The sequence below is a fragment of the Halomonas sp. PGE1 genome (genome assembly GCF_013000985.1).
Taxonomy (GTDB): Bacteria; Pseudomonadota; Gammaproteobacteria; order Pseudomonadales; family Halomonadaceae; genus Halomonas; species Halomonas alkalicola.
This window is the reverse complement of sequence record NZ_CP053032.1, coordinates 791,526-817,541: the sequence shown is the minus strand read 5'-3', so window position 1 is coordinate 817,541 and position 26,016 is coordinate 791,526. Positions and strand designations below refer to the sequence as shown.

Genomic DNA, 26,016 nt, shown 5'->3' with positions numbered 1-26,016 from the left:
CCTATCAAAGCACTGTTATCAAAGCACCTTGGCTTCGTTCTTGAGTTTATCGACCAGCTCGTCCACGGAGCCCACCTTGATGCCGCCCTGGCGCTCGGCCGGCGGCTCGACCTTGAGCAGCTTGACCCGGCTGGCGACCGAGATGCCCAGCTCCGCCGGGGTCGTGACGGAAAGCGGCTTCTTCTTGGCCTTCATGATGTCCGGCAGCTTGGCGTAGCGCGGCTCGTTCAGGCGCAGGTCGGTAGTGACGATGGCGGGCAGGGTCAGCTCGACGGTCTGCAGGCCGCCGTCGACCTCGCGGGTCACCTGAAGCTTTTTATCTCCCCCGTCGCCGCTGATGTTCACCTCGGAGGCGAAGGTGCCCTGGGGCAGGCCGGTGAGGGCCGCCAGCATCTGGCCGGTCTGGTTGTTGTCAGTGTCGATGGCCTGCTTGCCAAGGATCACCAGGCCCGGCTGCTCCTCTTCCACCAGCTTGGCCAGCGCCTTGGCGGCGCCGAGCGACTCGACGCGCTCGTCGGTCTCGACGTGCACGGCGCGGTCAGCGCCCAGCGCCAGGGCGGTGCGCAGCTGCTCCTGGGCGGCCTTGGGGCCAATGGTCACGGCGACGACCTCGGTCGCCACGCCCTTCTCCTTCAGGCGCACCGCCTCTTCCACGGCGATCTCGCAGAAGGGGTTCATGGCCATCTTGACGTTGGTGAGGTCGACGTCGGAATTGTCCGGCTTGACCCGGATCTTGACGTTGTAGTCGATGACGCGCTTGACCGCGACGAGGACTTTCATGGCGTATCTCCCGTAGCTTGTTGTTGGGTGCGCCGAGCCGGGGCTCAGCAGAAGGCCTGGAGGCCGGTCTGCGCCCGACCCAGAATCAGGGCGTGAACGTCGTGGGTGCCCTCGTAGGTGTTCACCACCTCGAGGTTGACCAGGTGGCGCGCCACCCCGAACTCGTCGCTGATCCCGTTGCCCCCCAGCATGTCGCGGGCCAGGCGGGCGATATCCAGCGCCTTGCCGCAGCTGTTGCGCTTCATGATCGAGGTGATCTCCACCGCGGCGGTGCCCTCGTCCTTCATGCGCCCCAGCCGCAGGCAGCCCTGCAGGGCCAGGCAGATATCGGTCTGCATGTCGGCCAGCTTCTTCTGGATCAGCTGGTTGGCGGCCAGCGGCCGACCGAACTGCTGACGGTCCAGGGTGTACTGGCGCGCGGTGTGCCAGCAGTCCTCGGCGGCACCCAGCGCCCCCCAACTGATGCCGTAGCGCGCCGAGTTGAGACAGGTGAAGGGACCCTTGAGGCCGCGCACCTCGGGGAACATGTTCTCCTCGGGCACGAAGACGCTGTCCATGACGATCTCGCCGGTGATCGAGGCGCGCAGCCCCACCTTGCCGTGGATCGCCGGGGCGGAGAGCCCCTCCCAGCCCTTCTCCAGCACGAAGCCGCGGATATCGCCCTCGTCGTCCTTGGCCCACACCACGAAGACATCGGCGATGGGGCTGTTGGTGATCCACATCTTGCTGCCGGTGAGGCGATAGCCGCCGTCGACCCGGCGGGCGCGGGTCACCATGGCGCCGGGGTCGGAGCCGTGGTTGGGCTCGGTGAGGCCGAAGCAGCCGATCCACTCGCCGCTGGCGAGCTTGGGCAGGTACTTCTGCCTGGTGGCCTCGTTGCCGAATGCGTTGATCGGCACCATCACCAGGGAGGACTGCACGCTCATCATGGAGCGGTAGCCGGAGTCCACGCGCTCGATCTCCCGGGCAATCAGCCCGTAGCAGACGTAGTTGAGGCCGCTACCGCCATACTGCTCGGGGATGGTGGCGCCGAGCAGGCCGGTCTCGCCCATCTCGCGGAAGATGGCCGGGTCGGTCTGCTCGTGGCGGAAGGCCTCCAGCACGCGGGGGGCGAGCTTGTCGGCGGCGAACTGGGCAGCGCTCTGCTGCACCATGCGCTCCTCTTCGGTGAGCTGCTGGTCGAGGAGCAGCGGGTCTTGCCAATGGAAAGCGGGGTTCTGGGACACGGCGAAGGTTCCTGTCGTTGTCGTTAGGGGCGCAGACCAGCGTCAGCTGGCCTCGAGAAGGTCGGCGTAGGCCTTGAGGTGACGGTCGTCATCGCCGAAGCGGTGGCCGAGCATCACCAGATGGCGGGCATGATGGGCGAGGCTGTACTCCCAGGTCATGCCGATACCGCCGTGGAGCTGGATCGCCTCTTCGGCGATGAACTGGGCCGCGCGCTTGACCACGTGCTGGGCGGCGATCAGCTGTCGGCTGCGCTCGAGGCTTGCCGGCGCGTCGGCCACGCAGGCGGCGAGGATGGTCATGGAGGTGGCCAGCTCCAGCTCGGTGGTCATGTCCACCATGCGGTGCTGGAGCACCTGGAAGCGGCCGATAGGCTTGCCGAACTGCTGGCGGGTCTTGAGGTAGTCCAGGGTCAGCTCGCAGGCCTGCTGCATGCTGCCCACCGCCTCGGCGCACTGGGCCGCCATGGCGCGCCCCAGCTGGTGGTCCAGGGCCTTGAAGGCGCCACCGGCTGCGCCCAGCAGGGCGTCATCGGCCAGCATCACGCCATCGAGGGTGAGGTCGCAGGCCCAGGGGCCCGCCATGGTGGGATAGACACGGCGCTGCACGCCCTCGGCGGCCGGGTCGACCAGGAACAGCGAGAGGCCGTCGCGCTCGCCGGGCTCGCCCGCCGTGCGCGCCAGCACCAGCACCTTGTGGGCGGCCTGGCCGCCGATCACCACCGACTTGCGGCCCGAGAGCCGCCAGCCGTCGGCAACGCGCTCGGCGCGGGTCTCGGTCCACTCGGGCCGATAGTGGGTGCGCGGCTCCTCGCTGGCCACCGCGAGCCGCAGTTCGCCGGCGGCCAGGGCCGGCAGCAGGGCCTCGCGCTGGGCCTCGCTGCCCAGCGCCTGCACCAGGCCGCCGCCGAGGATCTGCGACTCCAGGTAGGGCTCCAGGCAGAGGCCGCGGCCGAGCTCCTGCATCACTACCAGGTTCTCGACGCCGCTGCCGCTCATGCCGCCGTAGGCCTCGTCGATGGGCACCGCCAGCACGCCAAGCTCGGCCAGCTGGGCCTGGAAGGACTCGCTGAAGCCCGGCGCACTGCGCTGCACCTGGTCGCGCTGCTCGAAGCCGTAGTGCTCCCTGACCAGCCGGGCCAGCATGTCCTGCAGCATCTGCTGCTCGTCACTGAAGGAAAAGTCCATGGTGGTCTCCTATAAGCCCAGCTGGGCCTTCGCCAGGATGTTCTTCTGGATCTCGTTGGAGCCGCCGTAAATCGACAGCTTGCGCAGGTTCAGGTACTGGGCGGCTGGCGCCACGCTGTAGTCAGCGTGCAGCGGCTCGCCGTCATGCTCGAGCTGCATCTCTTCGGCCAGGAAGGGCAGGGCGTGGGGCCCCAGCACCCGGCGGGCGAGATCGCTGATCGCCTGGCGGATCTCGGAGCCGGTGATCTTGAGGATCGAGCTCTCCGCGCCTGGCACACCGCCTGCCTGAGCCCGGGCGAGGATGCGCAGGGTGCTCATCTCCACCGCCATCAGGCGCATCTCCACCTCGGCGATGCGCTGTCGCAGCAGCGGGTCCTCAAGAGCCGGGCGACCGTCGATCACCTCCTGGCGGGCGACCTCCTTGAGGTGGGCCAGGGCCGCCTTGGAGATGCCGATGCCGGCCTGGCCGGTGCGCTCGTGGGTCAGCAGGTACTTGGCGCAGGTCCAGCCGTCGTTCTCTTGACCGACCAGGTTCGCCACCGGCACCCGGACGTTGTCGAAGAACACCTCGTTGACCTCATGGGCGCCGTCCAGGGTGATGATCGGCCGCACCGAGATGCCGGGGCTCTCCATGTCGATCAGCAGGAAGGAGATGCCCGCCTGGGGCTTGGCCTCCGGGTCGGTGCGCACCAGGCAGAAGATCCAGTTGGCGTGCTGGCCCAGGGTGGTCCAGGTCTTCTGCCCATTGACGATGTAGTGGTCGCCCTCGCGCACCGCCCGGGTCTTCACCGCGGCCAGGTCGGAGCCGGCGCCGGGCTCGGAGTAGCCCTGGCACCACCAGTCCGTGCCGTCGAGGATGCGCGGCAGGTAGTGGGCCTTCTGCTCGGGGGTGCCGAACCGGATGATCACCGGCGCCACCATGTTGACACCGAAGGAGATCAGCCGCGGCGCACCCGCTGCCGCGCACTCCTCCTCGAAGATATGCTTCTCCACCACGCTCCAGCCTGTGCCGCCGTGCTCTACCGGCCAGTTGGCGGCGTACCAGCCGCGGCGGTGAAGGATCGCCTGCCAGCGCTGATGATCCTGCTTGGTGAGCTTCTTGCCGAGCCGCACCTTGGCGGCGATATCGGCGGGCAGCTCGGCCGCCAGGAAGGCCCTGACCTCATCGCGGAAGGCCAGCTCCTGTTCGCTGAAATGGATATTCATGCGGTGGTCCCTCTTGTGGTGTCTCCGCCGCCGCCTGCGTTGAGGGAGCGGCTGTCGCGGCCGCGAGCCAGGAAGGCTTCGACCTTGGCCTGGCGCTGGGGTGAGGCCAGGCACTCCAGGAAGAGCTCGCGCTCGCGGGCGAGCGCCTTGTCGAAGGGGTGGGTCATGGCCGCCTCCAGGGCCTCGACGGCCTTGAGGGGGGCGAGATCCCCCGAAGCGGGCAGCGCCAGCGACTCGCGCTGGGCGGCCAGCCACGCGAGCGGCGCCTGCCCGGTAGCGACGAGCTCACGCTCCCGCGTGGGGCGCACGCCCTGTCCGGCCAGCTCCGCCGCCATGGCGAGGCGCGCCGCCTCGGGGGTATGCCCCTGGTCGGCCACGCCATCCACCAGCCCCAGTTCATGGGCCTGTCGGGTACCGATGGGCTCCCCGGAGAGGATCATCTCGAGGGCCGCCTCCAGCCCGATGAGGCGCGGCAGGCGCTGGGTGCCGCCGGCGCCGGGAATCAGCCCCAGCTTGACCTCAGGGAGGCCGAAGCGCGCATCGGGCGCGGCGAGGCGGTAGTGGCAGGCCATGGCCAACTCCAGTCCGCCCCCCAGGGAGACGCCGTGGAGCCAGGCCACCACGGGCTTGGGAGAGCGCTCGATGGCATCGATCACCTCGGGCAGCACCGGAGACTGGGGCGGCTTGCCGAACTCCTTGATATCGGCCCCGGCGGAGAAGCAGCGCCCGCCGGACTGCAGCAGGATCCACGCCACCTGGGGGTCCTCCAGGGCAGCATCCAGGGCCGCCACGAGCCCCGACCGGACGGCCTGGCTCAGGGCATTCACCGGCGGGCTGAAGAGCGTGATCAGGCCGCAGTTTCCGTGTCGGGTCAGGGTGACGGGGTTGCACATGGCGTGTTCTCTCCCGGTGGTTGTTGTCGGCCGAGCCAGGGGGCTCAGCGATGCCGCCAGACCGGCGGGCGTTTCTCGATGAAGGCCTGCATGCCCTCCTTCTGGTCCTCGGTGGCGAAGCTGGCGTGCAGCAGCCGGCGCTCGAAGCGCACGCCCTCGGCCAGCGTTGTCTCCTGGGCCCGCTCGACGGCCTCCTTGTTGAGCCGCACCGCCACCGCCGACATCGAGGCGACCTGGGCCGCCGCGGTCATCGCCTCGTCCAGCAGCCGCTCCGCCGGCACCACCCGGCTCACCAGGCCGCTGCGCTCGGCCTCGTCGGCCGCCATCAGGCGCCCGGTCAGGCACAGGTCCATGGCCTTGGCCTTGCCGATGGCGCGGGTCAGCCGCTGGGTGCCGCCGGCGCCAGGCAGAGTGCCCACCTTGATCTCGGGCTGGCCGAAGCGGGCCGTGTCGGCGGCGATTATCAGGTCGCACATCATGGCCAGCTCGCAGCCGCCGCCCAGGGCCATCCCGGCCACCGCAGCGATCACCGGCTTACGGCAGCGGGTCACCTCTTCCCAGTCACTGGTGATGAGGTCCGAGAGATAGGTCTCGGAGAAGGTCAGCGACTGGATCTCCTTGATGTCAGCCCCGGCGGCGAAGACCCGCTCCCCGCCGGTGATGACCATGGCGCCGATGGCGTCGTCCTGTTCGAAGGCGCGCAGCGCACAGCCCAGCTCGCGCATCAGCGCTCCGTTCAAGGCGTTGTGGGCGTCGGGTCGGTAGAGAGTAATCACACCGACGGCGCCCGTGCGCTCGACCTGCAGATTCTCGTACATGGATGCCTCCAGAGTGCCATGGCCGGAAGGGCTCCCCGGCGCGATTCATGACAGCGTGTTGTCGCATCACTCGGTCCGGACACGGCCCGATCTGGACTCGAGTCTAGCCAGCCCCAAAATAAAAGACAATGTATTGACATATTTTTTATCGTGATCTAGCTTTCCTCAAGGCGTACGGCGATGGCAGCGCCTTTTCTTAAACAAAGATTGACCAAAAACAATTTATTTTCAGGAGCTTACATGCCAATCCATACGAATCTGACGCCCGGGCGCAGGCAATCCATGGTCGAGCTAGGTGCCTGGAACGACAAGATCATTGCAGACTACCTGGACGAGGCGGTGACCTCCGCCGGGGAGAAGGCCGCCATCATCACCTACCGCATGGCAGACGGCAGCCGCGTCGAACTGAGCTACCGCGAGCTGAACGAGAAGGTTACTCGCATCGCAGTGGGGCTGGTTGAGCTGGGGGTAAGAAAGGGCGATATCGTCTCCTGCCAGCTGCCCAACTGGTGGCAGATGACCGCGCTGCATCTCGCCTGCGTGCGCATCGGCGCCGTGCTCAACCCGCTGATGCCGATCTTCCGCGAGCATGAGCTCGAGTTCATGCTGGGCATGGCCGAGAGCAAGGTGCTGGTGGTTCCACAGACCTTCCGCAAGTTCGACCACGGCGCCATGGCCCATGAGCTCAAGCGCTCGCTACCGAAGCTGGCGCATATTCTGGTGATCGGTAGCGAGGGGGAGGACAGCTTCGAACGGGTGCTGCTGGAGCGCGCCTGGGAAACCGAGATCGACACTGCCGCCCTGTTTCAGGAGCGCCGCCCCTCCGGGGACGACGTGGTGCAAATCCTCTACACCTCCGGCACCACCGGGAAACCGAAGGGAGTGATGCACACCTCCAACACCCTGCTCAGCAATATCCGCCCTATGGCGGAACGCCTGTCCTTGGGTGAGGCGGACACCATTTTCATGCCCTCTCCGCTGGCCCACCAGTTGGGCTTCCTCTACGGCCTGCTGCTGCCCATCTACCTCAAGAGCACCGCCGTTCTGCAGGACACCTGGCTGCCGGAAGAGGCCGTGGCCATCATCCGTGCCGAACGGGCCAGCCTGATGCTCGGTGCGACCCCCTTCCTGGCCGATATCGCCGAGCAGGCCATCGAGCACGGCCCGGACCTGCAGTCGCTGACGCTCTTCCTGTCCGCCGGTGCACCGATCCCCAGCCCCCTGGTGGAAAAGGCCGCACGCAACCTGCCTACGCGGATCATTTCCGCTTGGGGCATGACCGAGAACGGCGCGGTGACTACCACCCTGCCCGAGGACGACCCCAAGCGTGCCGTGCATACCGACGGCGCGCCGCTGCCCTATATCGAGCTCAAGGTCACCGACATGGAGGGCAATCCCCTGCCCCCCGGCCAGGAGGGCTCCCTCTACATGCGCGGCGCCAGCCTCTTTGTCGGCTACTTCAAGCAGCCGGAGCTCTACGGAGTGGATGACGAGGGCTGGTTTCCCACCGGCGACCTGGCGCGCCTCGACGAGCAGGGCTACGTGCGCATTACCGGGCGTTCCAAGGACGTGGTGATCCGCGGCGGCGAGAATATCCCCATCGTCGATATCGAGAACGCGCTTTACCAACATCCGGCGATCCAGGCCGTGGCCCTGGTGGGCAAACCCGATGAACGCCTAGGCGAGCGGCTATGTGCCTACGTAGCCCTCAAGGAGGGGCATCAGTCGCTGACCCTTGAGGAGGTCTGCGCCTTTCTGAACGAGCGCAAGGTGACGCGACAGTACCAGCCGGAGTTCCTTGTGGTGCTCGACGAGCTGCCGCGCACGCCTTCGGGCAAGATTCAGAAATTCAAGCTGCGCGAGCAGGCCGCCCAGGGCTTGGTATGACGCGAGGCTACCTTTTACCCAATCCGCAACGAGAGAGAGCTGCATGAGAGGACTCCAAGACAAGATCATCATCGTTACCGGCGGTGGCGGCGGCATCGGCCGCGCGGTGTGTCGACGCTTCGCCGAGGAAGGCAGCAAGGTGGCGGTGCTCGATCGTGATCTCGACGCCGCCCGCCGCACCGTTGAGGTAATCGCCGAAGCCGGCGGCCAGGCCCGCGCCTATGGCACCGACATCACCGACTACGCCGCAATCGTCGACACGGTCGAACGCATCGAGGCCGAGCTCGGCGTGCCCTCGGTACTGATCAACAATGCCGGCTTCGATCGCTTCATGCCGTTCCTCAAGACCGAGCCGGCAATGTGGGAGTCGCTGATCGCCGTCAACCTGACCGGTGCGCTCAATATGCACCACGTGGTGCTGCCGAAGATGGTCGAGGCCGGCGGCGGGAAGGTGATCAATGTCGCTTCCGACGCCGCCCGGGTCGGCTCCTCCGGCGAGGCGGTCTACGCCGCCTGCAAGGCCGGCATGCTGGGCCTGAGCAAGACTCTGGCCCGCGAACTGGCCAGCAAGAACGTCACCCTCAACGTGGTCTGCCCCGGCCCCACCGATACCGCCCTGCTCAAGAGTGTGGCTGATACCGCCCGCGACCCAGAGAAGCTCCTCGAGGCTTTCCGTAACGCCGTGCCCATGCGTCGCATCGGCCAACCCGAGGACTACCCCGGAATCATTGCCCTGCTTGCCAGCGACGATGCCGACTTTATCACCGGACAAGTCATTAGCGTTTCCGGCGGCCTCACGATGTCGGGATGAACCCCACACTATTTAATAAAAGGAAATTTTTTATGACACTGCAGGCACCGAATTACGAAGACATTCTCTATGACGTCAACGATGGCGTGGCGACCATTACCATTAACCGCCCGGAGCGCTACAACGCTTTCCGTGGCCAGACCTGCATGGAGCTACTCGATGCTTTCAATTGCGCCGGTTGGGACAAGTCGGTCGGTGTTATCGTGCTGGCCGGAGCCGGCGATAAGGCGTTCTGCACCGGCGGTGACCAAAGTGCCCACGAAGGTCAGTACGATGGCCGCGGCATCATCGGCCTGCCGGTAGAGGAGCTGCAGACGCTGATCCGCCAGGTGCCCAAGCCGGTGATCGCCCGAGTGCAGGGCTTCGCCATTGGCGGCGGCCACGTGCTGGCGCTGGTGTGCGACCTGACCATCGCCTCGGAGAACGCCGTGTTCGGCCAGGTGGGCCCCAAGGTGGGCTCGGTGGACCCTGGCTTCGGCACCGCGTACATGGCGCGGGTGATCGGCGAGAAGCGCGCCCGTGAGATCTGGTACCTGTGCCGCAAGTACAGCGCCGCCCAGGCGCTGGAGTGGGGGTTATGCAACGCGGTAGTGCCCGCCGACAAGCTCGACGAGGAGGTACGTCAGTGGTGCGACGAGATCCTCGAGAAGAGCCCCACCGCCCTCTCCATTGCCAAGCGCTCTTTTAACGCCGACAGCGAGAACATTGCCGGCATTGGCGCCATGGGCATGCAAGCGCTGAGCCTCTACTACGCGACCGACGAGTCCAAGGAGGGGGTCGCGGCCTTCAAGGAGAAGCGCAAGCCGGATTTTCGAAAATTCTAGCTCCGCAAGTTCTACAACGCCTGATGCCCCAAGGCGCTGATCAAGGGCACTGACGACAAGTTGCCGCCGCCCCAGCGGGCCGGCGGCCTCCCCAGAGAGGATGGAAACGGTCATGAACTTTGCCTTTACCGAGCAGCAGGACGCGATTCGCGAGAGCGTGGCCAAGCTGTCCGCCGACAGGCTGGCCCCCCGCTATCGGAAGCGCGAGGAAGAGGCGCTCATCGAGCGCGAGATCGTCAAGATGCTGGGCGAGATGGGCTGCCTGGGCGGCGAGCTACCCGAGGAGTATGGCGGCAGCGGCCTGGACTGCGTAACCAACGGCATCATCGTCGAGGAGATCGCCCGCGGCGACTTCAACGTCGGCTACCTGCCGCTACTCGCCTCGCTAAACGGCCAGATTATCGCCCACCATGCCCGCCCCGAGCTGGCCCGGGAGTGGCTCTCAGGCATCACCTCAGGCAAGAAGATCTGCTGCATCGCCTTGACCGAGCCCCACGGCGGCAGTGACGCCGCCAACCTGAAGCTGAAGGCGACCCGCGACGGCGGCCACTTCGTGCTCAACGGCGAGAAGACCTCCATCTCCATGGCCGACCAGGCCGACGTGGCGGTGGTCTTCGCCCGCACCGGCACCCAGGAGCAGCGCGCCAGCGGCATCAGCGCCTTCCTGGTACCCATGGACCTCCCTGGCATCACCACCAGCCGTTTCGAGGATTCCGGCCAGCGCGCCATTGGCCGGGGCTCGATTTTCTTCAACAATGTCGCGGTACCGGCCGATCACATGCTTGGTGACGAGGGTCAGGGCTTCAAGCAGGTGATGCAGGGCTTCGACTACAGCCGCGCGCTGATCGGCCTGCAGTGCCTGGCGGTGGCCCAGCAGTCGCTTGACGAAACTTGGCAGTGGCTCACCGAGCGCGAGGCCTTCGGCCAACCGCTGGCGGCCTTCCAGGGGCTGACCCATCCGCTAGCGGAGTGCCAGACCTACGTTCAGGCCGCCCGTCTGCAGTGCTACTACGCGCTGTGGCTGAAGGACAACAAACTGCCACACACCAGCGAGGCGGCCATGAACAAGTGGTGGGGCCCCAAGCTTGCCTTCGATGTAATCAAGCAGTGCATGCTGGCCCACGGTCATACCGGCTGGGGCGAGGACATGCCCTTCTCGCAGCGCATGCGCGACGTGCTGGGCCTGCAGATCGGCGACGGTACTGCCCAGATCATGAAGAACATCATCGCTCGCCAGGCGGTGCCCAGATGACCAGCCTCATCGCGACCGGACGCCCTGATTACCGCCCGGCGGCGCGACTCGACCAAGGAGTGCCATCGATGGCGATTCAGGATGACAAGAGTGTGGCCAACCGGCTGTTCTTCCGTCTCTTCCAGGCCAGCAACATCCTGCAGAAGCAGACAGTCGGCCAGGTCGGCCTCACCACGGTCCAGTGGGCCGTGCTGGGCGCCCTGTCGCGCAAGGGCTACGAGGACGGCATCTCCTTCAATCAGCTCACGGAGTACCTGATCGTCAGCCGTCAAAGTCTCGACGGCGTGCTCAAGCGGCTGGAGCGGGACGACCACGTCAAGCGCATCCCCCACCCCGACGACAAGCGCGCCCGGCTGATCCTGCTCACCGATAAAGGCCGCGCCTTCTGGGAGAGCCTACAACCGAAGATCCATGAGTTCTATGCCCAGGGGCTCGCCAACTTCACCTTCGACGAGACGGTGAGCCTGTTGCACTATCTGAACAAGTTCCAGAAGGAGCTGGAGGCCATCAACATGCAGGACGCCCCAACGCCGAGCGAGAAGAAAGCTGATCCAACAAGACCCCAAACATACCCGATCACGACGCACGACGCACGACCCTACAATGCCAATAACAAATAGCCTCGTCATGCGACGAGGAAGGAGAAATTGTATGTCCGTAAAACGCCAATTCACTCTCAAGAGCGGCCTGCTGGGCCTGGCCATGGCGCTCGCCGCCGGTACTGCCCAGGCCGAAATCAGCGATGGCGCTATCCGCATTGGCTATCTCGTCGACATGTCCGGTCCTTACCGCGACCTGGCTGGCCCCGGCGGGCTGGAGGCGCTGCAAATGGCCGTAGAGGACCATGGTAGCAGCATCCACGGCGCCCCCATTGAGATATTCAGCGCCGACGACCGCAACAGCGCCGACGTGGGCGCCAGCATCGTGCGCGAGTGGATTGATCAGAGAAATATCGACATGGTAGCAGGACTGGTCGCCTCATCGGTGACCATCGCCGTCACCCGCCTGATTGCCGAGCATGACCGCATCGCCCTGAGCTCCGGCTCTGCCGCACTTGGCATCACCAATGAACACTGTAGCCCAAACCATATCCAGTGGGTCTATGACACTCATGCCATGTCCAACGGTACGGCCCGAGCCATCGTCGAGGAGGGCGGCAAACGCTGGTTCATCCTCTCCGCCGACTATGCCTTCGGCCACTCACTGGAAGAGGAAGTCTCCAACGTGGTCACTGAAATGGGCGGCGAGGTCGTCGGCACGGTGCGCCACCCGCTCAATAACCAAGATTTCTCCTCCTTCATCCTGCAGGCCCAGGGTTCTGGCGCACAAATCGTTGGCGTGGCCAATGCCGGCGCCGACACCGTCAATGCCATTAGCACCGCCGGGCAATTCGGACTAGTGGAGTCCGGCCAGACGCTGGCCGGACTGATGGTGTTCCTAAACGACATTCATGCTCTGGGGCTCGAGACCACCCAAGGCATGCAGCTGACCACCGGCTGGTACTGGGACATGAACGACGAGGCAAGGGAGTGGGCCCAGCGCTTCTACGAGCGCATGGGCAGAATGCCCACCATGGTGCAGGCCGGAGTCTACTCCAGCACTATGCACTACCTCAACGCCATCGAGGCCACCGGCAGCGATGACGCAGGCACCGTGCGAGCCTGGATGGGCGAGAACCCGGTCAACGACATCTACACTACCAATGGCGTGATTCGCGAGGATGGCCGCATGGTCTATGACATGTATCTGGTGGAGGTGAAGTCGCCCGAGGACTCCGAAGGCGAGTGGGACCTCTACCGCGTGCTGCGCACCATCCCAGGGGAGCAGGCCTTCCAGTCCTTGGAGAAGAGTCGCTGCCCACTGATCAACCCCTGAGGCAAGCAGGCAACACAGGGGGCGCGGCCAGCCGGCCGCGCCCCCTTGCGTTTTGGACGAGTACGGCTCAGGCCGCCTGCACCTCGATGCGCCGCCGACGGTGCGTGTCGCGCCGCGGCAACGTCAGGTGGACGACACCACTGTCGATCCGTGCGCTGATCGCCTCGCTGTCGATCTCGTGGCTGAGGGTGAAGCGCCTCGCGTAGCGCTGGGCGCGCACCTCGGCGTAGAGCGGGCTCAGCCCCTCGGGCATCGGGATCGCCACCTCGCCTTCCAGGGTGAGCACGCCATTATCTACCTCGATGACCAGCGAGTCGCGGGTCACGCCGGGCATGTCGGCGATGATATGCACGGCGTCGTTCTCCTCGTGGATATCCACCGCCGGCAGCAGCGCCTCCTCCCGGCGCTTCTCCCCGGCAGAGCGGGGGGAGTCGGCGTCGTGACGGGTGATCTCGTTCATCTTTCTCACCTCCTTCGGTCTCGAAACGCGGTACTCGCGGGGCGGCCTCAGGCCGCCTGCACCTCGATGCGCCGCGGCTTGAGCTCATCGCGCTTGGGCAGCACGATCTCGCACACGCCATCCTGGAAACGCGCCTCGGCCCGATCGATGTCGAGCCCCTCGGGCAGCGCCACCGCTCGCCGGAAGTCGCCATGGAAGCGCTCCTGGCGGAAGCGCGTGCGCGTTTGATCGCCCGTGGGCGCCTCACGGCGACCGGCCACGGTGAGCACGTTGTCCTGCAGGCTCACCTCCAGGTCCTCGGCCCCGAGCCCCGGCGCGAAGACGTAGACGCGCACCGCCTCGTCGGTGCGCCCGACGTTGATCAGCGGAAAGCTGCCGGACGGCACCGAGCGGATATCGGCCGCTCCCCCGCCGGGGAACATCTCGTCGAACAGCTGGCGAACCCACTCCATGCCCTGGGCGCGGGCCGGATCCAGGCCCCTGAGATCTCCGAACATATCGAACACCTCCTTCTCTTCAACTGCCAGATGACGGGACGGGGCCGAGCGGCGCGCGGCTGACAGGGCCCCATGACCTGCAAGATAGGTGCGGTTGATCCGGTTTCAAGGCCTTTGAGACGATGTCTCGAACGGCGCCGGCGGTGAGGCGATCCCCACCCGCCAGGCAACGAAAAAGGGCCCGTATCGCCGAAGCGGATACGGGCCAAGGAGGATAGCGTGTCGGGCGCCGGTGGGGTCACCGGCGCCGGGCTGGCTCAGTCGGTCGGCTGCTTCTTCAGGGGATGGGCGTTGCTGGCGAACTCGAAGTCCTTGGTCTCGAAGATCAGCGAGACCACCACGCCCAGCACCAGGGCCCAGAAGGTGGCGCCGATGCCCAGGATCTGGATGCCGGAGGCGGCGATCAGGAAGGCGAACAGCGCCCCCATCTCGTGTTTCTTGCCGGAGAAGGCGATCGCCATGGCCGAGGTGATCACGCGCATCAGGGCCAGGCCCGCGATGATGGCGATGAAGTAGCGCGGCGTGGCCTCCAGCAGGCTCACCACATAGCCGTAGAAGGGGGCGGCCACCACGAAGATTGCACCGGCCACCACCGCGGCGACCCAGCGCTTCTCATGGGTGCCCGCCTCCGGCGAGGCACAGATGCCGGTCATGGGGGCGGCGATGCAGGTGCTGTGCAGGTTGAAGAAGGCCGAGACCATGGTGCCGATGCCGCCCACGGCGGTGATGCCGTTGGCCGGCACTTCCTTGTAGCCCATGCCCTTGATCAGGCCGACGCCCGCCGGGGTCTCCATGCCCACCAGGATGATCGCCAGCGGCAGGCCGTAGGCCAGGAAGGCGTTCAGGGTGAACTGGGGCATGATGAACTCGGGGAAGCGGATCGTCGCCTGGATACCGGAGAGGTCCACTCCGGTGGCCATCAGGTAGATGACACCCGCCAGCATGGAGACGATCAACGGCGGCACCTTGCGCAGCAGCCGCGCCGAGAGGAAGAAGGCCAGGATCATGATGGCCGCCGGCACGATGGCATTCTCAAGTGGCCGCACCATGTTGAGGCCGAAGCTCAGCAGCATCCCCGCCACCATGCCCATGACGATGGGCATGGGCATCAGGCGCATGACGATGCCCATGACGCCGGCCAGGCCAGCCACCAGGGAGATGGCCCCGGCGATCAGGGTCGCCCCGAGCGCGGCCTCCAGGCCGACCACGGGAATCACCGCTGCGAACATCAACGCACCGGGAATGGAGTTGGCCATGGGCATCGGCAGCCGGTAGTAGGCTGGCATGAAGATGCCGAAGAGGCCGTTGATCATCAGGTAGCTGATGACCCAGATCATGATGAAGGAGGAGTCGAGCCCGGCGGCGGTGCCGGCACTGATGTGCACGACGCCGACGCTGAGCCCCAGGATACCCGCGACAAGTCCGGTACTGACGTTGTCGACGTTCATGTCGCGGAGGAAGTCGCTTGGCGCGTGCCTCAGGCTCACGCCCTTCTCGATGTGCTTCACGGTGAGCTCCAGGGGAGGGTTGTTATCGTTGGTATGGGCATGGGCGTTGAACGAAACGCGCCGATCCGGTGATGACCGAATCGGCGCGTACGAACTAGCCCTGGTCGCCGCCACCCACCGGCAGCACGCTGCCGGTGATGTAGCTCGCCTCGTCCGAGGCCAGGAACAGGATCGGCGCCGCCATCTCGTCCAGGGTGCCGTAGCGCTTCATCAGACAGCTCTGCTTGGTCTGGTCGATGTGCGCCTGGAACCAGGCCTTCTCGGTCGCGTTGCGGGGCTCCGGGGTACCGCGGGAGATCTTCCGCGGCGGCGCCTCGGTGCCCCCGATCCCAGCGGCCGCCACGCGGATGCCGTGCTCAGCATACTCGAAGGCCAGGGACTCGGTCAGCGCATTGACGCCGCCCTTGGCCGCCGAGTAGGGGATCCGGTGGATGCCGCGAGTCGCCACCGAGGAGACGTTGACGATGACGCCACCGCCCTGCTCCACCATGGTGGGCAGCACGGCGCGGCAGCACCACAGGGTCGGCATCAGCGAGCGGGTCACCTCGGCGGCGATCTCGCTCTCGCTGAACTCGGTGAACGGCTTGAAGTTGATCGCCCCGCCCACGTTGTTGATCAGGATATCGATGCGACCGAAGCGCTCGACGCTCTTCGCCATCACCTCGGCGGCGCCTGCCCAGGTCTCCAGGTCGGCCTGCAGCGCGATCGCCTCGACGCCCTGCTCGGTCAGCTCGGCCACCACCTCATGGATCAGGTCGGCGCGGTCCACCAGGGCCAGGCGGGCACCCTCGGCGCCGGCGCGCTCGGCGACCCGCTTGCCGATGCCCTGGGCGGCCCCGGTGATCACCATCACCCGGTCCTGAAAACGAGAGCCCTCGAAACGCCGGCTCATGCCTTCGCTCCCGCCTCGTTGGGGGTGAACTTCTCGTAGTGGAAGCTCTGCGGCACGATGCCCTGGGCGTCGAAGTGCTTGAGCACGGCATCGACCATGGGCGGCGGGCCGCACAGGTAGACGTCGACGTCACCGTCGTGCATCACCTCGGCGTCCATGTGATGGGTCACGTAGCCCTTGCGGGGATGCTCGCTGGCCTCGTCCACCACCACGGTGGCGTAGGAGAAGCTGGGCAGCTTGGCGGCGAACTCGTCCAGGGCGTCCACCTTGACCAGGTGATCATCCTTGTTGACGCCGTAGATCAGGTGAATCGGCGCCTCGCAGCCCTTCTCCACCAGCTGTGAAAGCATGGAGAGGAAGGGCGCGAGGCCCGTGCCACCGGCCAGCATCAGCACCGGGCGGGTCACCTCGCGGATGTAGAAGCTGCCCAGCGGGCCGGTCAGGGTCAGGCGATCGCCTGACGCTGCCCGCTCGCCGAGGTAGCCGCTCATCACCCCGTTCGGGATGTTGCGGATCAGGAAGGTGGCGCGCTGCTCGCCCGGCAGGGAGCTGAACGAGTAGGAGCGATGCACCTCGGTGCCCGGCACGTCGATATGCACGTACTGGCCGGGCAGGAAGGCGATCTCGGCGCCGTCATCCAGATCCACCACCAGCTCGATGCTGTCTTCGGAGAGCTGCTCGACCGCGGCTACCGTGCCCTCGACCTTGCCCACCTCGGTCTTGCACAGGGTGGAGGCCACGGGGACCTGGATGACGCAGTCGGAAGACGGCACCATCTGGCAGGTCAGCACCATGCCTTCGGCGGCCTCCTCGTCGGAGAGCGCCTCTTCGATGTACTCGTCGCCCATGTCGAACTCGCCCTGCTCGCAGTGTCCCTTGCAGGTGCCACAGACGCCGTCGGAGCAGTCCATCGGCAGGTTGACCTTCTGGCGGTAGGCGGCATCGAGAACCGTTTCACCTTCCTTGCAGCCGATGAAGCGGGTGACGCCATCCTCGAAGTTGAGGGCAATGGTGTAGCTCATGGTCGTTCTCCTCCGGCACCAGATCAGATGTGATAGATATCGATGACCTGGTGGATATAGTCGTTATTGAGTTGCACTACCTTGCGGGTGATCAGCGGCGACTCGCCCGACACGTCCAGGGTGTAGAGGGAGGTCCCGAAGAAGGTCTGGGTCTCCTTGTAGCGATGGTTCAGGGTCTGCCAGTTGAAGCGCAGTGACAGCGTGTCCCCCTCCTCCTTGAGCACCTCGATGTTGGTGATCTGGTGGGTGGTGCGCGGCTCCGGCGTGCTCGCCCCCGAGCGCTCGGTCTTGATCCGGTAGACCCGGTCCTCCAGACCCTCGCGGCTCGGGTAGTAGATCAGCGAGATCTCGCTGTGCGGGTCGCGGGTCAGCTGGTCGTCGTCGTCCCACGCCGGCATCCAGAACTCGACGTCCTGGCTGTAGCAGGTCAGCCACTCGTCCCACTCACGGTCGTCGAGCAGGCGCGCCTCGCGGTACAGGAAGGCCTGGATCTCTTGATAGCTAAGGCTCATGTCTCTTCTCCCCTTCAGACCGATGCGGTGGCGAGCTCAGTTGGAATAAACCGGCTGCGTTCCTTCTCGATGGCGCGCAGCATCTCCTCGACCCAGTGCTTGTGGTGCAGCACGTAGAGGCCTTCATCTTCCGGCGAGGCGCCGCTGAGCAGCGGCTGCATGTCGATGGCACGGGCGTTGTCGTCGGCGCCGTCGATCCACTGCTTGGCCCCGCGGGAGAGGTCGTTCCACTCGGCCAGGGCGCCGTGGTAGCCGTCCTGACAGCCGCGGAACTCCTCGAGGTCGTCCGGGGTACCCATGCCGGAGACGTTGAAGAAGTCCTCGTACTGGCGGATGCGCACGCGCCGGTTCTCGGCAGACTCGCCCTTGGGCGCGAAGCAGTAGATGGTGACCTCGGTCTCGTCGACGCTGATCGGGCGCAGCACGCGGATCTGCGTGGAGAACTGGTCCATCAGGTAGACGTTGGGGTAGAGGCAGAGGTTACGGGTCTGGTTGACGATGGAGTCGGCACGCGCCGCGCCGAACTGCTCCTCGATCCACTCGCGGTTCTGGTAGACCGGACGCACCTCGGGGTTGAGCAGGCGGGTCCACAGCAGCATGTGGCCGTTCTCGTAGGAGTAGAAGCCGCCCTGGCTCTTCGACCAGCCGTCGGCGTCCACCGCCTTGGTGCCGCCCGCCTCGTAGTTGCGGCGATCCATGGTGGAGGCGTAGTTCCAGTGCACGGTGCTGACGTGGTAGCCGTCGGCGCCGTTCTCGGCCTGCAGCTTCCAGTTGCCCTTGAAGGTGTAGGAGGAGGTGCCGCGCAGCACTTCCAGCCCTTCCGGCGCCTGGTCGACGATGTTGTCGATGATCTTGGTGGTCTCGCCCAGGTACTCGTCCAGCGGCTTGACGTCCTCGCTCAGGCTGCCGAACAGGAAGCCCTTGTAGCTCTCGAAGCGCGGCACGCGCTTGAGGTCATGGGAGCCGTCCTGCTTGAAGCTGTCCGGGTAGGCACCCACCTTCTCGTTCTTGGCCTTGAGCAGCTTGCCGTCGTTCTTGAAGGTCCAGCCGTGGAAGGGGCAGGTGAAGGTGCCCTTGTTGCCGCGCTTGCGGCGGCACAGGGTGGCGCCGCGGTGGGCACAGGCGTTGATCAGGGCGTGCAGCTCGCCTGCCTTGTCGCGGGTGATGACCACCGGCTGACGGCCCATGGTCACGGTCATGTAGTCGCCCGGCTCGGCAATCTGGCTCTCGTGGGCCAGGAACAGCCAGTTGCCTTCGAAGACGTGCTTCATCTCGAGTTCGAAGAAGGCCGGGTCGGTGAACATGCTGCGGTGGCAGCGGAAGATGCCCTTCTCGGCGTCGTCGACGACGGCGCCGCGGACGCGCGCTTCGAGCTGGTCAAGTTTGCTGGTCATGGTCCAGGTCCTCGATGTCTTGTCGTATCTATCTTCGGAGCGGTTCCGGGGGCGGGTCGATTTTTTCCTTCGGCCTGCCCCCGGCGCTCCTGGCGGAATGTCAGGGGTCAGGAGATGGGGCTCAGACCTTGGCGGTGCCGGCCAGCTGGCTGTGCTGGTCCTGCTCGTCTTCCTTGGCGCGCGGGCGGGCGTGACGGGTCTGCAGCTCGGCCACATCGGTCTTGGCCAGCTCGACGTCGAACACCACCTCGGAGAAGGGGCCGTCCAGCTCGCGCTTGGCGATCACGCCCGCATCCTCGATGCGCTCGGCCGGCACCACCAGCTCCTCGCGGGTGGCGAAGGCGAAGTCGTCATAGGTGTAGGGGTCGCCCGCCAGGTTGATCTGGGTGGTCAGGTGCAGGTGGTTCGGCGCGGAGACGAAGTAGTGGATGTGCGCCGGACGCTCGCCGTGACGGCCCAGGGACTTCAGCACCACGTCGGTGGGGGCGCCTTCCGGCACGCCGTAGCCGGACGGGATGATGCTGCGCGCGGTGTAGCGGCCTTCCGCGTCGGTGACGATGGTGCGACGCAGGTTGTACTCGGACTGGCTCGGGTCGAAGAAGGAGTAGCCGCCCTTGGAGTTGGCGTGCCAGATCTCGACCTTGGCGCCGGCGATCGGGGTGCCGTCGACGTCACGCACCTGGCCGGTCAGCCACATGGTCTCGCCGTCCTGGTCCTTCCCGTCGTCCATGCGCGCGAAGCCCTCGGCTTCCGGGGCGCCAGCGACATACAGCGGGCCCTCGATGGTGCGCGGGGTGCCGCCGACGCGCTTGGCCTCGGCGTCGATGGCGTCCTGGCGCATGTCCAGGTAGTGGTCGAAGCCCAGCCCCGGCGAGAGCAGGCCGAACTGGGTCTGGCCGCCCAGGGCGTTGAGCAGGCTGACGGCGGACCAGTACTCCTCGGGGGTGACGTCGAAGTCGTCGATCAGCTTGAACAGGTCGGAGAGCAGGCGGTGCATGATCTGCTTCGCGCGCTCGTTGCCGCCTTCCTGGTCGAAGCCGGCGACGGTCTTCAGGAAATCCTGGACTTCGGGGGTATCGAAAATCTTCACGGTCATGATAAGTATCCTCTGCTTTATCTCTTTGCTTCCGCCGGGGCGGGGCTGGCGTGATTCATCCGTGACTCAGGAGTCGTCCTCGCGGATGGAGGACGGGTGGCGACACAGCGGCTTGACGCTGATCTCCATGTAGGGGAAGAGGGGCAGGTTGGAGATGATCTCCTGCAGCTCGGCGTTGTCCTCGACGTCGAAGATGCTGACGTTGGCGTAGCTGCCGGCCACGCGCCACAGGTGGCGCCACTTGCCGGAGCGCTGCAGCCCCTGGGCGTAGGCCTTCTCGGTGGCCTTGATCTCGGCGGCCTGCTCGGCCGGCATGGACGGGGGCAGCTTGACGGTCATTTCCACCTGAAACAGCATGGCTCGATCCTCCGGTTGTCGTGTCGTGGGCTTACTTGCGCGCGTAGTGCGCCAGCTTGTCTTCGTCGAGGGTGATGCCGAGACCCGGGCCGGCCGGCAGATCCACCCCGAACTCGCGGTAGTGGAGCGGCTCGACGACGATGTCGTCCTTGAGCAGCAGCGGGCCGAACATCTCGGTGCCCCAGGCCATCTCGGGCAGGGTCGCCCAGGCGTGCAGGGAGGCGGCGGTGCCGATGGTGCCCTCCAGCAGGGTGCCGCCGTAGAGGCCAATGCCCGCGGCCTGGGCCACGTGGGCCAGCTCCAGCACCCCCTGCAGGCCGCCGGACTTGGCGATCTTGAGGGCGAAGGCGCCGCTGAAGCCGCCGCGGGCCAGGTCGAGGCCGTCGCGGGCATCCTGCACCGCCTCGTCGGCCAGCATCGGCACGTTGAAGCGGTCGGCCAGGCGGATCAGGCCGGCGTGCTCACGGGCGGGGATGGCCTGCTCGATCAGCTCGATGCCGGCGTCCTGCAGGGCCTGGATGCCGTAGACGGCGGTGGACTCGTCCCAGGCCTGGTTGACATCGACGCGCACGCTGGCGCGGTCGCCCAGGGCCTCCTTGATGGCGGCCACATGGCGCACGTCCTGCTTCACCGGGTTGGCGCCGATCTTCAGCTTGAAGTCGCCGTGGCGGCGCTGCTCGAGACGCAGCTGCGCCTCCTCGATGTCCTTGGCGGTATCACCGCTGGCCAGGGTCCAGAGCACCGGCAGGTGGGTCTGGCGGGCGCCGCCCAGCAGCTCGGCCACGGAGAGGCCCAGGCGCTTGCCCTGGGCGTCGAGCAGCGCGGTCTCCAGCGCCGACTTGGCGATCATGTTGCCGCGGGCGTGGCGGTTGAGCAGGGCGCGCAGGGCGTTGCCGTTGCCGGAGGGCTGGCCGATCAGCAGCGGCGCCAGGTAGGCGTCGATGTTGCACTTGATGCTCTCGGGGCTCTCGGGGCCGTAGGCCAGGCCGCCGATGGTGGTGCCCTCACCCAGGCCCTCGATGCCGTCGCTGTGGCGCATCCGCACGATGACCATGGTCTGGCAGGCCATGGTGGTCATGGAGAGCTTGTGGGGACGGATGGTCGGCAGGTCGACCAGCAGCGTCTCGATGGACTGGATAGTGGCGCTCATGGGGGCTCCCGATGCGGGCAGTATGGTGATTGCATGGCAGTCTGATTGCAGCGGGAAGACGGAACCAATATTGTTTGGGTGCCCTTCCATACCCAGGAGGTATCATGGAACTGCGCCATCTGAGGTACTTCTGTGTGGTCGCGGAGGAGCTCAACTTCACCAGTGCGGCCGAGCGGCTGCACATGTCGCAGCCGCCTTTATCCAGGCAGATCAAGCAGTTGGAGCAGGAGGTGGGGGCCGAGCTGTTCGAGCGGGGACCGCGCGGCCTGCGCCTGACGGCCACCGGCAAGTTCTTCCAGCAGCATGCCCTGCAGATCCTCGAGAAGGTGGACGCCACCCTGGAGTCCACCCGCCGCATGGCCCGCAGCAAGCGCGTCATGTTCGGCATCGGCTTCGTGGCATCGGTGTTCTACGGGCAGCTGCCGCTGCTGGTGCGCGATTTACGACAAAAGGATAATGTCGAATTGGGTCTGGCCGAGCTGACCACGGTGCAGCAGATCCAGGCCCTCAAGGCCGGACGCATCGACATGGGCTTCGGGCGTCTCCGGATCGACGACCCGGAAGTGGAGCAGGAGGTGCTGTTCGACGAGCCGATCATGGCCGCGGTGCCCTGCGGCCACCCCCTGGAAGGCACCACGCCCACCCTGGCCGAACTCGCCCGCTACCCGCTGATCCTCTTCCCCGCCAAGCCGCGCCCCAGCATGGCCGATATCATGCTGGGCATGTTCCGCCGCCAGGGGCTCAAGGTGGAGGTGGTCCAGGAGGCCAACGAGCTGCAGACGGCGCTGAGCCTGGTGGCCTCGGAGATCGGCATCACCCTGGTGCCGGAGCAGGTGCGCCGGTTGCGCCGCGACGGCATCAGCTACATCTACCTGGCGGACCGCTCGCTCACCTCCCCGGTGATCTGCAGCCGCCGCCGCGGCGAGAAGCCCTCCCCGATCATGCAGGAGGCCAACGCCATCCTCGAGGTGCTGGTGGGGAACCGCCGCAGCGGGCGCTATCCCTGAGGGGGCAGCGCGGCGATGTAGCGATGAAACAGCGTCACCAGCCGCTGGGCCCCGGAGTTCAACGGCACCCCCTTGAGCCGCAGCAACCCCAGCGTGTTGAGAGGGACCGGGGGGAGCGACTCGAAGCAGGCCAGCCCCTGGCCGAAAAGGGGATCCTGGAACAGGATGCGGGGGCCGAAGCCGATCAGGTCGGTGCGGCGCATCATCTCGGTCATGAGCGCGGGGGAATCACACTTCACTACGGGGTGCGACAGCTGAATGCGCTGACGATCGAGCCAGCTGACCAGCTGATGCGCCATGCTGCCCGTCGCGAGGTTGAGCACCCAGCGGGCGTCGGCCAACTGTGACCAGGAGGTCGCTCCCAGCAGGGGATGGCCGACCCTGGCGGCCGGCTCGACCCGGAGCCGGGCCAGCGGCTCGAAGGCAATCTCGTAGGGCAACCCCTCCGGTTCCGCGGCGGCGATCGCAAAGTCGATCCGCCCTTCCATCAGCCCGGGCAAGACGTTGGTCAGCATCCCTTCCACCAGCGTCAGGCTCGCCTCCGGCTGCTCCTGCTGGAACGCCTTGAGCACCCCGGGCAGGACCGTGGCGGCGATGGCCGGCGTCACGCCGGCAGTGACCTGAGTGCCGGCGCCTCCTCTCAGCCAACGAATCTCGTCTCTGGCCTTGTCCAGCGTGGCGAGGGCCAGACGTGCCCGCGACAGCAGCGCCTGGCCGGCCGGCGTGAACTCCACCCCCTTGAAGCTGCGCACCAGCAGCTCGGCCCCGAGATCGGCCTCCAGTTCCCGCAACGCCTTGGTCAGGGCGCTCTGGCTCAGATGCAGTGCCCTGGCGGCGCCGCGAATCGACCCTTGCTCGGCCACCTGCACCAAGGCCTTGAGTTGATGATCCTTCATGACGAGACGAACACCTCAGGTTGTCACCAAGCAGATTATGTCGTCTTTACGTTGTCCCGGAGCACTGCCAGCATCCAATTTATCAACATTACAATAACGCTGAACGGTGCAGTTCATGACAGCCCCCCTGAAGATTCAGCCGGACTTCGACAGCATGAAGGCCTGGCGTCACCAGATCCATCAATACCCCGAGCTCGGCTTCGAGGAGATCGCCACCGGCCGCCTGGTGGCGGAGCGGCTGGCCGAGTGGGGCTACGAGGTGCATACCGGCATCGCCGACACCGGCGTGGTCGGCGTGCTGCGCTGGGGCGACGGCCCAGGCCCCCGACTCGCGCTGCGGGCGGACATGGACGCCCTGCCCATCCATGAAGAGACCGGCCTGCCCTGGGCCAGCCGAGTCGCGGGCAAGATGCACGCCTGCGGTCACGACGGCCATACCGCCATCCTGCTGGGTGCCGCCGAGGCCCTGGCGCGCCTGCATCGCGCGAATGGCCTGCCGGGCAATGGCACCCTGACCCTGATCTTCCAGCCCGCCGAAGAGCTGGGGGGCGGCGGCGGCGCCCGGCGCATGATCGAGGAGGGCCTCTTCGAGCGCTTCCCCTGTGACGCCCTCTTCGCCCTGCACAACTACCCCGGCAAGCCCACCGGCCACTTCTATTTCCGCGAGGGCGCCTTCCTGGCCTCCTCGGACAAGGTCACGCTCACCTTCGTCGGCAAGGGCGGGCACGGTGCCATGCCACAGCTGGCCTTGGACCCGACCCTGCCCGCCGCCGCCACCGTGCTGGCCCTGCAGAGCATCGTGGGGCGCAACGTGGACCCCAACCTGGCATCGGTGATCAGCGTGGGCCGCCTGCAGGCGGGTAACTCCTACAACATCATCCCCGGAAGCGCCGAGCTCGAACTGAGCGTCAGGACCCTGGACCCCGAGGTGCGCGACACCCTGGAGCGGCGCATCCGCGCCGTCGCCCAGTCCCAGGCCGAGGCCTTCGACTGCCGCTGCGAGGTGGTGTACGAGCGCGGCTATCCGGTGCTGATCAACGCCCCCGCCGAGACCCGGCTGGCCGTCGATACCGCCCGGGCGCTGTTCGGCGAGGAGCGGGTCGAGAGCCCCGCCGCACCTCTTACCGCCAGCGAGGATTGCGCCTTCTTCCTCGAGCGGGTACCCGGCTGCTATCTGATGGTGGGCAACGGCGACAACGGCTATGAGCAGGGGGTGCATCTCGGCCCCTGCAGCGTGCACAACCCCCACTACGACTTCAATGACGAGTGCCTGACACCGGCCGCCGCCTTCTGGGTCGGCCTGGTATCACGTTATTTCTCTGAGGTTCCTCAGCCTGCCTGAGCCCCATGGCGCCAGGCTATCGCTGCCCCCCGCACCCGACTCGGGATCACAACGAGTCGGGACAACAACAAGACTGGAGACTCCCCATGACTCACCCGAAGAAGACCGCTCTGGCCGTCGGTATCGCCCTTACCCTTGGCAGCGGCATCGGCCATGCCCAGACCACCCTGACCCTCTCCAACTGGGTACCGCCCAATCACTTCGTCAGCACGGAGATCCTCGGCGCCTGGGCCGAGCAGGTCGAGGAGGCGACCGAGGGACGGGTTCGCATCCGGATGCTGCCGAGCGCCGTCGGCTCGCCCGAGCAGCACTGGGAACTGGCACGCATGGGCGTGGCGGATATCACCTGGGGCAACTTCACCTACGAGCCGATTCGCTTCAAGTCGCTGTGGTTTGCGGAACTGCCCCTGACCGGTTCCAACGCCGTCGCCTCATCGGTCGCCCTGTGGGAGACCCTGCAGGAGCATCTGGTGGATGACTCGGCTTTCCAGGGCGTGAAGCTGCTGGGTGCCGGCCTGTTTGGCGGTGGGTCCCTGCACCACGGCAGCCGCCCAATGGTGGCACCCGAGGACCTGCGCAATCAGAAGCTGCGCATGGGCGGCCCCATCCAGCGCGAGCTGCTCGAGAGCTTCGGCGCAGTGCCCGTGGCGGCGCCGGCGACCCGCGCCTACGAGATGCTCGAAAGTGGCGTGGTCGATGGCTCGCTGCATCCGCTGGAGTCGGTGATCGGCTTCCGGCTGGAGAGCCAGCTGGGGCATCACACCCTGTTCCCGGGCGGCTTCTACGATGCCAGCTTCTTCATCGGCATGAATGAGCGCAAGTGGAACAGCCTCTCCGAGGCGGACCAGGCGGCCATCATGAGCGTCTCCGGAGAGCACCTCTCGCGTCACTGGGGTGAACGGTTCAATGACCAGACGCAGTCCGCAGAGGCACAGCTCAGGGAGCTCGGCAATCAGTTCCACGAGCCCACCGAGGCGCTGCTCGAGAAGACCCGCGAGATGCGCGAGGCGATGCTGGCCTCCTGGGCGGAGGACATGGCCAAGATGGGCTATGACGACCCCATGGCCATCGTCGACTTCTACGAGAGCCGCTATCAGGCCCTGGATAGCGAATAACCCGGCCAGCC

The 26,016-nt window shown here is 66.3% G+C and carries 26 protein-coding genes; 9 read left to right on the top strand and 17 right to left on the bottom strand.

The genetic code is table 11. The features are described 5' to 3' along the window. Window positions 1–18: 18 nt before the first annotated feature. The 6 genes from HIR79_RS03930 to HIR79_RS03905 are packed head-to-tail and all read right to left on the bottom strand — an operon-like array spanning window position 19 to window position 6,108. On the bottom strand, window positions 19–780 hold the full coding sequence (locus tag HIR79_RS03930; protein ID WP_169957256.1) for an electron transfer flavoprotein subunit beta/FixA family protein: 762 nt from the start codon (window positions 778–780) through the stop codon (window positions 19–21). Between the two features lie 44 nt (window positions 781–824). Next, window positions 825–2,006 carry an acyl-CoA dehydrogenase gene (locus tag HIR79_RS03925; RefSeq protein ID WP_086511950.1) on the bottom strand — a complete coding sequence of 394 codons (1,182 nt, stop codon included), beginning with the start codon at window positions 2,004–2,006 and terminating at the stop codon, window positions 825–827. 42 nt (window positions 2,007–2,048) lie between these two features. Beyond that, the gene (locus HIR79_RS03920; protein WP_086511949.1) at window positions 2,049–3,191 is read right to left on the bottom strand and encodes an acyl-CoA dehydrogenase family protein; all 1,143 of its coding nucleotides are present in this window, start codon (window positions 3,189–3,191) and stop codon (window positions 2,049–2,051) included. 9 nt (window positions 3,192–3,200) lie between these two features. Beyond that, window positions 3,201–4,397, bottom strand: a complete 1,197-nt coding sequence (locus HIR79_RS03915) for an acyl-CoA dehydrogenase family protein (protein WP_086511948.1) — start codon at window positions 4,395–4,397, stop codon at window positions 3,201–3,203. Next, the gene (locus tag HIR79_RS03910; protein ID WP_169957253.1) at window positions 4,394–5,290 is read right to left on the bottom strand and encodes an enoyl-CoA hydratase/isomerase family protein; all 897 of its coding nucleotides are present in this window, start codon (window positions 5,288–5,290) and stop codon (window positions 4,394–4,396) included. The genes HIR79_RS03915 and HIR79_RS03910 overlap by 4 nt, the downstream gene beginning before the upstream one ends. A gap of 44 nt (window positions 5,291–5,334) precedes the next feature. After that, window positions 5,335–6,108: an enoyl-CoA hydratase gene (locus HIR79_RS03905; protein WP_086511946.1), complete on the bottom strand. Its 774-nt coding sequence runs from the start codon at window positions 6,106–6,108 to the stop codon at window positions 5,335–5,337. Window positions 6,109–6,348: 240 nt separating this feature from the next. Here HIR79_RS03905 and HIR79_RS03900 point away from each other — a divergent pair, with 240 nt between their 5' ends. The 6 genes from HIR79_RS03900 to HIR79_RS03875 all read left to right on the top strand — a co-directional run bounded on the left by HIR79_RS03900 (window position 6,349) and on the right by HIR79_RS03875 (window position 12,757). Next, window positions 6,349–7,995 (top strand): AMP-binding protein, encoded by a 1,647-nt coding sequence (locus tag HIR79_RS03900; protein WP_169957248.1) that lies wholly within the window; start codon window positions 6,349–6,351, stop codon window positions 7,993–7,995. Window positions 7,996–8,038: 43 nt separating this feature from the next. After that, a complete protein-coding gene (locus tag HIR79_RS03895; RefSeq protein ID WP_086511944.1) occupies window positions 8,039–8,806 on the top strand; it encodes an SDR family NAD(P)-dependent oxidoreductase in 768 nt (255 codons plus the stop codon). 32 nt (window positions 8,807–8,838) lie between these two features. Then, window positions 8,839–9,630 (top strand): enoyl-CoA hydratase-related protein, encoded by a 792-nt coding sequence (locus tag HIR79_RS03890; protein ID WP_119023249.1) that lies wholly within the window; start codon window positions 8,839–8,841, stop codon window positions 9,628–9,630. Between the two features lie 112 nt (window positions 9,631–9,742). Then, entirely contained in the window at window positions 9,743–10,882 is a 1,140-nt protein-coding gene (aliB, locus tag HIR79_RS03885) for a cyclohexanecarboxyl-CoA dehydrogenase (RefSeq protein WP_119023250.1), read from the top strand. Continuing rightward, a complete protein-coding gene (locus HIR79_RS03880; RefSeq protein ID WP_240407708.1) occupies window positions 10,879–11,502 on the top strand; it encodes a MarR family winged helix-turn-helix transcriptional regulator in 624 nt (207 codons plus the stop codon). Before aliB ends, HIR79_RS03880 begins: the two co-directional genes overlap by 4 nt. A gap of 31 nt (window positions 11,503–11,533) precedes the next feature. Continuing rightward, window positions 11,534–12,757: an ABC transporter substrate-binding protein gene (locus HIR79_RS03875; RefSeq protein ID WP_086511941.1), complete on the top strand. Its 1,224-nt coding sequence runs from the start codon at window positions 11,534–11,536 to the stop codon at window positions 12,755–12,757. A gap of 67 nt (window positions 12,758–12,824) precedes the next feature. On the opposite strand, the gene HIR79_RS03870 is transcribed toward HIR79_RS03875, so the two are convergent. The 10 genes from HIR79_RS03870 to HIR79_RS03825 all read right to left on the bottom strand — a co-directional run bounded on the left by HIR79_RS03870 (window position 12,825) and on the right by HIR79_RS03825 (window position 21,645). Beyond that, entirely contained in the window at window positions 12,825–13,217 is a 393-nt protein-coding gene (locus HIR79_RS03870; RefSeq protein ID WP_119023251.1) for an Hsp20/alpha crystallin family protein, read from the bottom strand. 47 nt (window positions 13,218–13,264) lie between these two features. Continuing rightward, entirely contained in the window at window positions 13,265–13,714 is a 450-nt protein-coding gene (locus HIR79_RS03865; RefSeq protein WP_119023252.1) for an Hsp20/alpha crystallin family protein, read from the bottom strand. Between the two features lie 257 nt (window positions 13,715–13,971). Further along, window positions 13,972–15,222 carry a benzoate/H(+) symporter BenE family transporter gene (locus HIR79_RS03860; protein WP_086511940.1) on the bottom strand — a complete coding sequence of 417 codons (1,251 nt, stop codon included), beginning with the start codon at window positions 15,220–15,222 and terminating at the stop codon, window positions 13,972–13,974. Between the two features lie 94 nt (window positions 15,223–15,316). Continuing rightward, entirely contained in the window at window positions 15,317–16,114 is a 798-nt protein-coding gene (gene benD, locus HIR79_RS03855) for a benzoate diol dehydrogenase BenD (RefSeq protein WP_119023253.1), read from the bottom strand. Further along, window positions 16,111–17,136: a benzoate 1,2-dioxygenase electron transfer component BenC gene (gene benC / locus HIR79_RS03850; protein ID WP_119023254.1), complete on the bottom strand. Its 1,026-nt coding sequence runs from the start codon at window positions 17,134–17,136 to the stop codon at window positions 16,111–16,113. Before benC ends, benD begins: the two co-directional genes overlap by 4 nt. A 23-nt stretch (window positions 17,137–17,159) precedes the next feature. Beyond that, a complete protein-coding gene (gene benB / locus HIR79_RS03845; protein WP_169957242.1) occupies window positions 17,160–17,648 on the bottom strand; it encodes a benzoate 1,2-dioxygenase small subunit in 489 nt (162 codons plus the stop codon). Window positions 17,649–17,662: 14 nt separating this feature from the next. After that, window positions 17,663–19,042, bottom strand: a complete 1,380-nt coding sequence (locus HIR79_RS03840) for a Rieske 2Fe-2S domain-containing protein (RefSeq protein WP_169957237.1) — start codon at window positions 19,040–19,042, stop codon at window positions 17,663–17,665. A 121-nt stretch (window positions 19,043–19,163) separates the two neighbouring features. Beyond that, window positions 19,164–20,138, bottom strand: coding sequence for a catechol 1,2-dioxygenase (gene catA / locus HIR79_RS03835; RefSeq protein ID WP_169957233.1), 975 nt, complete (start codon window positions 20,136–20,138; stop codon window positions 19,164–19,166). 66 nt (window positions 20,139–20,204) lie between these two features. Beyond that, window positions 20,205–20,495 carry a muconolactone Delta-isomerase gene (catC, locus tag HIR79_RS03830; RefSeq protein ID WP_169957230.1) on the bottom strand — a complete coding sequence of 97 codons (291 nt, stop codon included), beginning with the start codon at window positions 20,493–20,495 and terminating at the stop codon, window positions 20,205–20,207. A gap of 31 nt (window positions 20,496–20,526) precedes the next feature. Continuing rightward, entirely contained in the window at window positions 20,527–21,645 is a 1,119-nt protein-coding gene (locus HIR79_RS03825; protein WP_169957227.1) for a muconate/chloromuconate family cycloisomerase, read from the bottom strand. A 104-nt stretch (window positions 21,646–21,749) separates the two neighbouring features. Here HIR79_RS03825 and HIR79_RS03820 point away from each other — a divergent pair, with 104 nt between their 5' ends. Continuing rightward, the gene (locus HIR79_RS03820) at window positions 21,750–22,652 is read left to right on the top strand and encodes a LysR family transcriptional regulator (protein ID WP_169957225.1); all 903 of its coding nucleotides are present in this window, start codon (window positions 21,750–21,752) and stop codon (window positions 22,650–22,652) included. Here HIR79_RS03820 and HIR79_RS03815 read toward each other — a convergent pair. Further along, window positions 22,643–23,548, bottom strand: a complete 906-nt coding sequence (locus tag HIR79_RS03815) for a LysR substrate-binding domain-containing protein (protein WP_169957222.1) — start codon at window positions 23,546–23,548, stop codon at window positions 22,643–22,645. The genes HIR79_RS03820 and HIR79_RS03815 overlap by 10 nt on opposite strands. 115 nt (window positions 23,549–23,663) lie before the next feature. Between HIR79_RS03815 and HIR79_RS03810 the strand changes: the two genes are divergently transcribed. Both HIR79_RS03810 and HIR79_RS03805 read left to right on the top strand, forming a co-directional pair. After that, window positions 23,664–24,890: a M20 aminoacylase family protein gene (locus tag HIR79_RS03810; protein ID WP_211620925.1), complete on the top strand. Its 1,227-nt coding sequence runs from the start codon at window positions 23,664–23,666 to the stop codon at window positions 24,888–24,890. 86 nt (window positions 24,891–24,976) lie between these two features. Beyond that, a complete protein-coding gene (locus HIR79_RS03805; RefSeq protein ID WP_169957219.1) occupies window positions 24,977–26,005 on the top strand; it encodes a TRAP transporter substrate-binding protein in 1,029 nt (342 codons plus the stop codon). The last annotated feature ends 11 nt before the right edge of the window (window positions 26,006–26,016 follow it).

Bases quoted from the DNA above. Each gene is read 5' to 3' on its own strand.
- HIR79_RS03875 (WP_086511941.1), top strand. From the start codon at position 11,534: ATGTCCGTAAAACGCCAATTCACTCTCAAGAGCGGCCTGCTGGGCCTG.
- HIR79_RS03905 (WP_086511946.1), bottom strand. From the start codon at position 6,108: ATGTACGAGAATCTGCAGGTCGAGCGCACGGGCGCCGTCGGTGTGATT.
- catA (WP_169957233.1), bottom strand. From the start codon at position 20,138: ATGACCGTGAAGATTTTCGATACCCCCGAAGTCCAGGATTTCCTGAAG.
- HIR79_RS03930 (WP_169957256.1), bottom strand. From the start codon at position 780: ATGAAAGTCCTCGTCGCGGTCAAGCGCGTCATCGACTACAACGTCAAG.
- aliB (WP_119023250.1), top strand. From the start codon at position 9,743: ATGAACTTTGCCTTTACCGAGCAGCAGGACGCGATTCGCGAGAGCGTG.
- HIR79_RS03920 (WP_086511949.1), bottom strand. From the start codon at position 3,191: ATGGACTTTTCCTTCAGTGACGAGCAGCAGATGCTGCAGGACATGCTG.
- HIR79_RS03890 (WP_119023249.1), top strand. From the start codon at position 8,839: ATGACACTGCAGGCACCGAATTACGAAGACATTCTCTATGACGTCAAC.
- HIR79_RS03895 (WP_086511944.1), top strand. From the start codon at position 8,039: ATGAGAGGACTCCAAGACAAGATCATCATCGTTACCGGCGGTGGCGGC.
- HIR79_RS03820 (WP_169957225.1), top strand. From the start codon at position 21,750: ATGGAACTGCGCCATCTGAGGTACTTCTGTGTGGTCGCGGAGGAGCTC.
- HIR79_RS03910 (WP_169957253.1), bottom strand. From the start codon at position 5,290: ATGTGCAACCCCGTCACCCTGACCCGACACGGAAACTGCGGCCTGATC.
- HIR79_RS03880 (WP_240407708.1), top strand. From the start codon at position 10,879: ATGACCAGCCTCATCGCGACCGGACGCCCTGATTACCGCCCGGCGGCG.
- HIR79_RS03805 (WP_169957219.1), top strand. From the start codon at position 24,977: ATGACTCACCCGAAGAAGACCGCTCTGGCCGTCGGTATCGCCCTTACC.
- benB (WP_169957242.1), bottom strand. From the start codon at position 17,648: ATGAGCCTTAGCTATCAAGAGATCCAGGCCTTCCTGTACCGCGAGGCG.
- HIR79_RS03865 (WP_119023252.1), bottom strand. From the start codon at position 13,714: ATGTTCGGAGATCTCAGGGGCCTGGATCCGGCCCGCGCCCAGGGCATG.
- HIR79_RS03915 (WP_086511948.1), bottom strand. From the start codon at position 4,397: ATGAATATCCATTTCAGCGAACAGGAGCTGGCCTTCCGCGATGAGGTC.
- HIR79_RS03810 (WP_211620925.1), top strand. From the start codon at position 23,664: ATGACAGCCCCCCTGAAGATTCAGCCGGACTTCGACAGCATGAAGGCC.
- catC (WP_169957230.1), bottom strand. From the start codon at position 20,495: ATGCTGTTTCAGGTGGAAATGACCGTCAAGCTGCCCCCGTCCATGCCG.
- HIR79_RS03815 (WP_169957222.1), bottom strand. From the start codon at position 23,548: ATGAAGGATCATCAACTCAAGGCCTTGGTGCAGGTGGCCGAGCAAGGG.
- benD (WP_119023253.1), bottom strand. From the start codon at position 16,114: ATGAGCCGGCGTTTCGAGGGCTCTCGTTTTCAGGACCGGGTGATGGTG.
- HIR79_RS03900 (WP_169957248.1), top strand. From the start codon at position 6,349: ATGCCAATCCATACGAATCTGACGCCCGGGCGCAGGCAATCCATGGTC.
- HIR79_RS03825 (WP_169957227.1), bottom strand. From the start codon at position 21,645: ATGAGCGCCACTATCCAGTCCATCGAGACGCTGCTGGTCGACCTGCCG.
- benC (WP_119023254.1), bottom strand. From the start codon at position 17,136: ATGAGCTACACCATTGCCCTCAACTTCGAGGATGGCGTCACCCGCTTC.
- HIR79_RS03840 (WP_169957237.1), bottom strand. From the start codon at position 19,042: ATGACCAGCAAACTTGACCAGCTCGAAGCGCGCGTCCGCGGCGCCGTC.
- HIR79_RS03870 (WP_119023251.1), bottom strand. From the start codon at position 13,217: ATGAACGAGATCACCCGTCACGACGCCGACTCCCCCCGCTCTGCCGGG.